Source organism: Tildeniella sp., assembly GCF_059505325.1.
In genome coordinates this window covers 66,686-74,864 of the sequence record NZ_JCACKI010000023.1, presented here as the reverse complement: position 1 = coordinate 74,864, position 8,179 = coordinate 66,686, and the positions used below count along the sequence as shown (strand labels likewise).

Sequence of the window (8,179 nt, the reverse complement as noted above, 5' to 3'; positions counted from 1 at the left end):
CTGCTGTTTCAGCCTATTGTGCTACGCTGCCTAATTGGATAAAGTCGAGCTAAGAAAGTTGGTTTAAACGTTGTTACTTTAGGTAATGGAAGCAGATGACCTATCATCGTGCTTTCCGAAGCGTTTGCTGGTTGAATATCACTTGAAGGCTAGTCAAGCAGTCATAAGCGCATTACTATCAGAACGGAGTCGTTGCTAGATCAGCCGATCGCTGTTATCGATTGTTATTGGGTTATCTCCGTGGCAGAAAGCACAGACAACAGTAAAGAAAAGGAAAAATTCTTCTACCCAACGGCAAGCTACCGGGGTGAATTTACACCAGAACATTTGGCATTCAACGCCAACTTGCAGGAATTTGCTCAACGGGTGTCCATCATTTGTGGTTTGGAAACAGGTGGCAAAGTGCCGCCAGGCGATGCCTACAAAGAGATCAAAAAGCTGTGGAAACAGCTTAAAGACTCGAAGCAGGCGTTGCTTGAACAGACTCAGCAGCCACGACCAGAGTTGCCGGAAGACGACTAGGCTATACCTGAAAGTAGTCTTTGACAATTTGCAGAATGCGAGCTGCCGCGTGCCCATCACCAAAGGGATTGACTGCCATTGCCATTGCCTCGTAAGCATCACGATCGCTCAAAAGCTTCCCTGCCGCTGCCGCAATCTGTTCGGGGTTGGTGCCGATCAGTTTAGCAGTACCCGCAGTGATCGCTTCTGGGCGTTCGGTAGTCTCTCGCAACACCAAAACAGGTTTACCTAAGCTGGGTGCTTCTTCTTGCAGCCCACCCGAATCGGTGAGCAGCAAGTAGCAGCGCTGAATGGCACCAACCAGTTCTGCGTAGTCCAACGGTTCGGTCAGAAACACTCGGGGATGGTTACCCAAAAGCATTTGTAAGGGTTTGCGTACTGTCGGATTGCGATGCAGAGGCAACAGTAACGCTGTATCAGGAAACTGATCGAGAACCTTCAGAAAGCCCTGGGCAATGTCCTGCAACGGTGCGCCCCAGTTTTCACGGCGATGAACCGTTGACAGCAAGACGCGATACTTCTCCCATGCCAAGTTGGGGATGTCACAGGCTGGCTGACGTGCTGCTGTCGCAAGGAGGGCATCAATGACCGTATTGCCTGTTTGATGAATCTTACCTAATACACCCGATCGCTCCAGATGGTCAACGGATACTGCTGTTGGAGCAAAGTGCAGTTGTGTAATCTGGGAAACGAGCCGACGATTTGCTTCTTCGGGAAACGGGTTGTAAAGGTCATCGGTTCGCAAGCCTGCTTCAACGTGCCCGACAGGAATTTTTTGGTAAAACGCAGCTAGTGCCGCTGCAAATGCTGTTGTGGTATCTCCCTGCACTAAGACCATTTGAGGCTGCAGCGTTTGAAAAAGTGCTTCTAAGCCACGCAAACTCAAACAGGTGATGTCACTTAAAGTTTGATTTGGCTGCATGATGGCAAGGTCATGATCAGCCGTCAAATTGAACAATGTCATCACCTGGTCAACCATCTCTCGGTGTTGCCCTGTCAGAATGACGTGGGTGTCAAATCGGTCACAAGCCTTGAATGCTTGAATGACTGGAGCGAGCTTAATTGCCTCTGGGCGAGTCCCCAAAATGATGCTGACTGGAATGGGAGTCTTCGGCATGGGGCTTTGGTTTATGGTGTAAGCAAAAGAGGGAATGAGGCGGCAGGTAATAATTATCTTATTTTACAAATTAAGTGCCGTATTATTACCAAGCTGCTGGTCGAATTTTTTACCAAGCTGTTAGTCAAGTTTTTGAAGTTTGTAACACCGTAGCTCTATTGAGATTTAGAGTTTCAATACAGGGTGAGTTAGAAGCTAGGTCAACAAAAAACCCGGCGTGAACCGGGTTGGCAAAGGCTAGATTAATCCAAGCGAAAGCAATCATCGTATGGTCTTGCCAGCTTATCCTTTGATGTCGCAGGTGAGCGGACACGCTGCATAAACTGACGTGTGACTGGGGTTTGCTTCACCATTTAGCCAACGTAGCCAGCTCACTTCTTGTGGATGAATGCCCTTCACGGTTAGCACAGCAGCGCCTAACACGATACCCAGAAGATTGAACCCAAGAATGGTGCTGGCTACTACCAAAACAGCGCTAACAGGCAGAACTGATTGTAAAACAACCGCCACTAAAGAGCCGATCGTCACCATCAGCATGATGAGCGGGAAGCCAATGACGAGCAGACAAACTGTCAGCGTAAACGCCCAAATCAAGAAACTTTTGATTGCCAAAATGTAGTAGACATTCTTAAAGCTTTGGCTCTGAGATAATGTCATGCCTGTGCCTCCTAAAAAAATAAGCTTTGGTTGTTTTAATCGAAATGCTTTCTGACGATCCTTACACTCAGGTATCGGAAGTTCTCACAGTATAGGGAATTACCAAAGTTAGATGAGCCTCCGCAGAATAAATTTACACTTTTTGGTAATCCTTCATGATCTTTTAGCGGTTTCCAATCCCTGTTTCTCCCCGTTTTACGGTTAAATTAAACGCTAAAGCCTTACGGTAAGGGATGCTTGGGAGTGTTGAAGCGGCGGCAGATTTCATGAAGTTTTCCGCCTGATACGCTCTAAAATTTCGATCGGACTGTGCTTAATCTTTCTTATAAGTCTTTGCTGCTAAGCTCATAAAGCCACTGAGTGATTAAGTATTTAAATTAGTTACCTGACTTGTGCCTCAGTTGGGTAACTATAGCAGTCCCAAATCAGTCGTGAGCGTGACTTAAGCATTGAGCGATCGACGGTCAGCCACCAGCTTTTCTCTAACCGCTGATCGCTGTTCGCTGACTGCTAAGAGTCGAGAGCAATCGTGCTTCTCACGATTTACTTAGGATCGCTACAGTCGGCTAACTGTACTGACTAAAAACGCCCGATCAAATGCTGCCTCCTGGTAAACAGGTTGCTGGCGGCACGGCGGCACAGCTCGTAGCCTGGAGCATCCGTTTTTGAGGCTGGCGAAACGAAAGCTCTCACTTTTGGGTCTCACAGAACGATCGTGTGCGTCATTAAACTGGCGATTGTTCATTCTACAGAGCCATACATGAGCTACGACTATGACTTGTTTGTGATTGGTGCGGGTCCGGGAGGGCTTGCAGCCGCGAAGCGATCGGCACAGTATGGTGCCACTGTTGCAATCGCTGAGCAGGCTCAAGCAGGTGGTGGTTGCGTCAATCGTGGCTGTATTCCCAAAAAGCTGATGGTTTATGCGGCGGCTTTTGCGCGCTTAAACCAGGACGCAACCGCTTACGGTTGGAGCGGTAGTGAGCGCCAGTTTGACTGGCAGCGGTTTGTCTCAGCTAGAAATCAAGAGATTGAGCGGTTACAGCAGGTACAGGTGCAGGCATTAGCAGCAGCAGGAGTAGAGTTCATCCACGATCGCGCGCAGTTTGTGGATGCGCATACATTGGCAGTGGGAAAACGCACCATCACGGCGGACAAAATTTTGCTTGCAGTCGGTGGTAAGCCTATCAAACCGGAGATTCAAGGCATCGAACATGCGCTGACTTCCAACGAAATGTTCAACCTGACAGCACTGCCGCAGAAAATTGCCATTTTGGGTGGTGGTTACATTGGCATTGAATTTGCAAGCATTCTGCGCGGGTTTGGCTGTGATGTCACCCTCATGAATCACGAAACCTGCATTCTTTCAGGCTTTGATGCTGATCTGGCGGCAGCAGTCCATCGTGGCTTAGTCGATCGTGGCATTCAGATTCTGTGCAACACAACCATGAGCGCGATCGCGCCTGTATCTGAGGGTTTTTGTCTGTCGCTCAAAGGCGCTTGTGTCGAGACACTGACGGTTGATGCGGTGCTTGCCGCAACGGGTCGTGCGCCTCAGCTTGACGGGTTAAACCTGGACAAGGCAGACGTTAAGGCAGACAAAAAAGCGATCGCAGTCGATGACGATAGCCGTACGAACCAACCTCATATTTTCGCGGTTGGCGATTGCACCAATCGTTTACAGCTAACGCCTGTTGCGAGAGCTGAGGGCAAGGCGTTTGCCGATACTACGTTTGGCAAGCTCTCTCGCAGTGTGAACTACGACTACGTACCATCAGCCGTTTGCAGCTATCCAGAAGCTGCTTCTGTTGGCATGACCGAAGCTAAGGCGCGTGAGCAATACGGCGATATGGTGCGATGCTACCAAACTGAGCTCCAGCCATTGTTCTACAGCCTGACCGATCGTTCCGCCCAAAGCTTAATTAAATTGGTGGTCGATGGCACTACCGATCGCGTTCTGGGCATCCACATGGTTGGTGACCATGCAGCAGAAATCATCCAAGGTCTAACTGTTTCCCTGCAAATGGGCGTAACGAAACAAGCGTTGGATCAGACGATCGGCATCCATCCGTCCTCAGCAGAAGAGCTTTTTTCGTTGACTTAGCTCAGTTACCAACAGCCGTATCCACCTTATGCAGTTTTCCTCTCTCCAAAGTGTTAACGGTTTCATGGCAACAATCTTCCATCTGGTTGATGTCTCGATCGTCGTCAATCTGGTCAACTGTAGCTAGCGCTCAAAACTGTAGATACTGAATGGGAGTTGTAACATGCGGAAGCTGAATATTGGCTTGACAGAAGAGCAACGCGGCGGTGTCTGCGAATTGCTTAACAAGGACTTGGCTGATGCCAACCTGTTATTGATCAAAACCAAGAAATATCATTGGGATGTAACCGGACCAGAATTCCGCTCCTTGCACCAGATCTGGGAAGAGCAGTACGAAATCTTGAACGAAACGATCGATGCCATTGCCGAGCGCGTCCGTGCTTTAGGCAACTACCCACTTGGAACCGCAGAAGGGTTCCTGAAGTACGGCTCTATCACTGAACACAGTGGTGAGGTACCTCCTTCGTACGAAATGGTCGCTAACCTGGTCAACGATCACGAGCAAATCATTCGTAATTTGCGTGAGCACATCGACCAGTCTTCGGAAGACTTCCACGACGAAGGCACGGCTGACTTTCTGACGGGTTTAATGGAAGGACATGAAGAAATGGCATGGATGCTGCGTTCCTTTATTGAGGGCAAAGCCGTGCAACCAGACAATCAGCAGCCACCTGCAAATGTGAAGTTTCCTGTTGGCGCTGCAAAGTAAAGCCTTCAGGTTCCTTACTCTGCAACGGCACTACATCTGACCATCCTTCAGCCCTCAACCGCTTCCACAAAGGAAAACAATTGGGGGTGGAAGGCTGGTTTTAAACAATGCAATGATTCAATAACCCAATTGTTCGCGTGCTTGCTGGCGCAAGGCACGGGCACCTTCAGCTTTGGGTTGGATTTGAAGGGCTTTATCTAAGGCGGCAATTGCCTGGTCAAAGCGTCCCAAATTCCAAAGGGCTGCTCCTTTCGTACTCCAGGCTTCAGCAGAATTGCGATTGAGCGCGATCGCTTCATCCAGTGCATCAATGGCTTCCGACGATCGCCCGAATTCTTGTAGGGTAATGCCTCGATCGACCCACGCCTCGGCAAACGTTGGTTTAAGGGCAGTGGCTTGTTCAAAGAGCCTTAGTGACTGTAGCGATCGGTCTTGTTGCTTCAACGCTTTACCCTGACTCCATAGCGCTTCAGCATAGTCAGGGTTCAGCGCAAGAGCATCGTTGCAAGCGACAACCGCCTGGTCTGGTCGTTTCAGCCCTGTAAGAGCATCGCAGCGCCCCCAGTACGCCTGCGCGGTTTTGGGCTTGAGCTTGATGAGCTTGTCATAGCTGGTCAGGGCGGCTGCATATTGCCGCTGTTTGCGTTGACGATTTGCCTGCTCTAGTAAAGTGGCAGCTTGTTGTTCAAGTGACAGTGGCTTGGGCGTAGAAAGGGGCGATCGCTTTGGAGTCGGGTATGGCACTGTGCTTAGCGGCGTTGTCGATTGGTTAACCCGCAGGAGCGGACTGACTTTGAGACTCAAGAAGGCGATTCCTGCTGCCGCTAAACCTGTGAGAACGACCCAGTGTGCAGCGCTGGGTTTTTGAAGTGCAAAGAAGCGCTTTCTGAAAGCACCTTTGTCTGGTGTTTCGATAGGCTCAGACTTTCGTAGGAACGATTCAGAAGCGGTATGACCAGATAAGGTGAGCGTTTCGTCTTTGGGGTCTGTAGGTGCGAGATCATACGTGGCACTGGACTGCTTCAGTGTCACTAAGGGCTGTTGAGCCGTGTCTAGAAGCACTGTTGAAGCTAGATCATCATCATCTGTAGCAGAGGAACGTGCGTCTGGTTCCGTCAGTCCTGGCGAAATATCTCGCAGTGCTTCTAACGCCTCTACAGCCGTGGGATAGCGATCGCGGAAGTCGTAACACACCATGCGATCGATGATATCTGCCAGTGCAGCACTCACATTTGAAGTATGCACGCGCCAGGCAAGCTCACTGGTTTGGGCATCTTCGCCCAGTTCGCGTGGCAATATACCTGTCAGCGCTTGAATGCCGACCAGCCCGACTGCATAAATGTCGCTGCTAAAGCGGGGCTTCCCTGCAAGCTGCTCGTTGGGGATGTAGCCCTGAGTGCCAATGGAAACGGTTGAGTCAGCTATGTCAGTATTCGGATCGTCAGCGATCTGGACACTCACTCGCTTCACCGCACCAAAATCGATGAGCACTAGCTTGCCATCACGACGACGACGCATCAGATTAGATGGCTTCACGTCTCGATGAATCACGTTTTGTTGATGGACAAAGACCAGCACTTCAAGAATGTCTTTGAGGAGCGCGATCGCTCGGTCTTCTGCCCACTGTTCACCTTTGATCACTTGTCGAGTCATGGGTTCGCCTTCGACAAACTCCTGCACCAGATAAAATTCCTGGTTTTCCTCAAAATGGGCGAACAGTGATGGTATCTGATCGTGATTACCCAGTTGATAGAGGACTCTCGCCTCTGTGTTAAACAGTCGCCTAGCTGTTTGTAGGTTCTTTGGCTCGTTTGACTTGGCTAGCAGTCGTTTGACGACACAGCGAGGGCAGTCTGGCAAATGGAGGTCTTGTGCCAGAAACGTCTGACCAAACCCACCAACGCCTAACTGGCTGATGAGTTTGTAACGCTTGCCCACAACTGCTGTGGGAGTGTCCTGTTGAAGTTGATGAGTCATTGTTTAATTAAGCGACTCTAGGTTCATCAAGCATCGCGGCAGCCGAGTATTCTTATTTTTCTGCGCCTAACTGCAACATCAGGATGCCCTAAAGAGATTCCTACGGATTTCAATCACAAGGAGTCGATACCACCGCAACCAAACTTGCGGCGAGTGCCAGCGCGATCGCTCAAAGACCAACATAGAGGGTAATGAGAGAATGCAGATAATTAGAACCGCATCCTTGAGTAACCGATAACGCGCTGTAGTGGTAACCACTCTCCATATTCACTTCTCAGCCTTCACTCCTCACTCCTGCGTTCCACTCGCCGCTCAGAACGCCACACAAAAAACGTCGGCTGTCATTTGAGTGAATCTGAGCCTGGTCAAAGAAGGTAACGCGATCGAAACTCCAGTGTATTGGCTAACAGCACAGCTGGCAAATTTTGCCTAACGTCCAAGCTGTTGAAAAGCAGCACCCCTCGTTACGGCTTGCTGATGTTGAGAGCCATAGCTGATGTGAATCGATCGTTGGACTTATCAAGGGCAGGAGCTTGAAGACCGTCCCTACCTCACTCGCGCTGTGCAGTTGGCTGGCAAGAGAGATATGCCATCTCTGCAAGCGGCGATCGCTGAGGCAAGTCATACCATTTCACTAAACTGTGGCTACACAGGCAAGCCTCGGCTGGCGGTCAGCGTTCAGCGTTCAGCGGTCAGCAGCAAGAACGAATCTGTAGGGCGATTTGTCGAATTGGTATAACGTCAGCTTTGGCAGCGTGCTCTATCAACAAGCGCAAGACAACATCGGTCAGTGGACAGACGCGATCCAGAAGCCGCATTCGCAGGCATGTCCCGAACAGTCAGGTAGGAGTCGGCTCAGTCCTGCTAATGATGCCATCCCACCCGTAAAGACGATCGTACCGTAATGCAGCTTCCTGATTGGTTTAGTAAGGCAATCGCGCTGCATGACAGGCAATTGCTTTGTTTACGAATGTAAAACCCAGCGATCGCAAACATTTGCCATATTGCATGAATTGGATGAGTAAAAGTGCGCTGCATTTTGTGGATGCGCTCTCAGGCTGTAGATAGAATCAAGGCATCGCTTTTGCACCCT

General features: G+C 49.9%; 8 protein-coding genes. 5 read left to right on the top strand and 3 right to left on the bottom strand.

The features are described 5' to 3' along the window. The first annotated feature begins 240 nt into the window (after positions 1-240). Positions 241-522, top strand: a complete 282-nt coding sequence (locus AC5JO6_RS09930) for a DUF7219 family protein (RefSeq protein WP_496080899.1) — start codon at positions 241-243, stop codon at positions 520-522. A gap of 1 nt (position 523) precedes the next feature. On the opposite strand, the gene wecB is transcribed toward AC5JO6_RS09930, so the two are convergent. Together wecB and AC5JO6_RS09920 are read right to left on the bottom strand one after the other, a co-directional pair. Next, positions 524-1,639 carry a non-hydrolyzing UDP-N-acetylglucosamine 2-epimerase gene (gene wecB / locus AC5JO6_RS09925; protein ID WP_496080898.1) on the bottom strand — a complete coding sequence of 372 codons (1,116 nt, stop codon included), beginning with the start codon at positions 1,637-1,639 and terminating at the stop codon, positions 524-526. Between the two features lie 282 nt (positions 1,640-1,921). Further along, positions 1,922-2,296, bottom strand: coding sequence for a hypothetical protein (locus AC5JO6_RS09920; RefSeq protein ID WP_496080897.1), 375 nt, complete (start codon positions 2,294-2,296; stop codon positions 1,922-1,924). Positions 2,297-3,056: 760 nt separating this feature from the next. Between AC5JO6_RS09920 and gorA the strand changes: the two genes are divergently transcribed. Both gorA and AC5JO6_RS09910 read left to right on the top strand, forming a co-directional pair. Then, the gene (gorA, locus tag AC5JO6_RS09915; RefSeq protein ID WP_496080896.1) at positions 3,057-4,400 is read left to right on the top strand and encodes a glutathione-disulfide reductase; all 1,344 of its coding nucleotides are present in this window, start codon (positions 3,057-3,059) and stop codon (positions 4,398-4,400) included. 163 nt (positions 4,401-4,563) lie between these two features. Then, the gene (locus tag AC5JO6_RS09910; protein ID WP_496080895.1) at positions 4,564-5,109 is read left to right on the top strand and encodes a Dps family protein; all 546 of its coding nucleotides are present in this window, start codon (positions 4,564-4,566) and stop codon (positions 5,107-5,109) included. A 117-nt stretch (positions 5,110-5,226) separates the two neighbouring features. Here the strand turns inward: AC5JO6_RS09910 and AC5JO6_RS09905 are convergent, their stop codons facing one another. Continuing rightward, entirely contained in the window at positions 5,227-7,086 is a 1,860-nt protein-coding gene (locus AC5JO6_RS09905) for a protein kinase domain-containing protein (RefSeq protein WP_496080894.1), read from the bottom strand. A 586-nt stretch (positions 7,087-7,672) separates the two neighbouring features. Between AC5JO6_RS09905 and AC5JO6_RS09900 the strand changes: the two genes are divergently transcribed. Then, positions 7,673-7,825, top strand: a complete 153-nt coding sequence (locus AC5JO6_RS09900) for a hypothetical protein (protein WP_496080893.1) — start codon at positions 7,673-7,675, stop codon at positions 7,823-7,825. Further along, the gene (locus AC5JO6_RS09895; protein ID WP_496080892.1) at positions 7,809-7,991 is read left to right on the top strand and encodes a hypothetical protein; all 183 of its coding nucleotides are present in this window, start codon (positions 7,809-7,811) and stop codon (positions 7,989-7,991) included. Before AC5JO6_RS09900 ends, AC5JO6_RS09895 begins: the two co-directional genes overlap by 17 nt. The last annotated feature ends 188 nt before the right edge of the window (positions 7,992-8,179 follow it).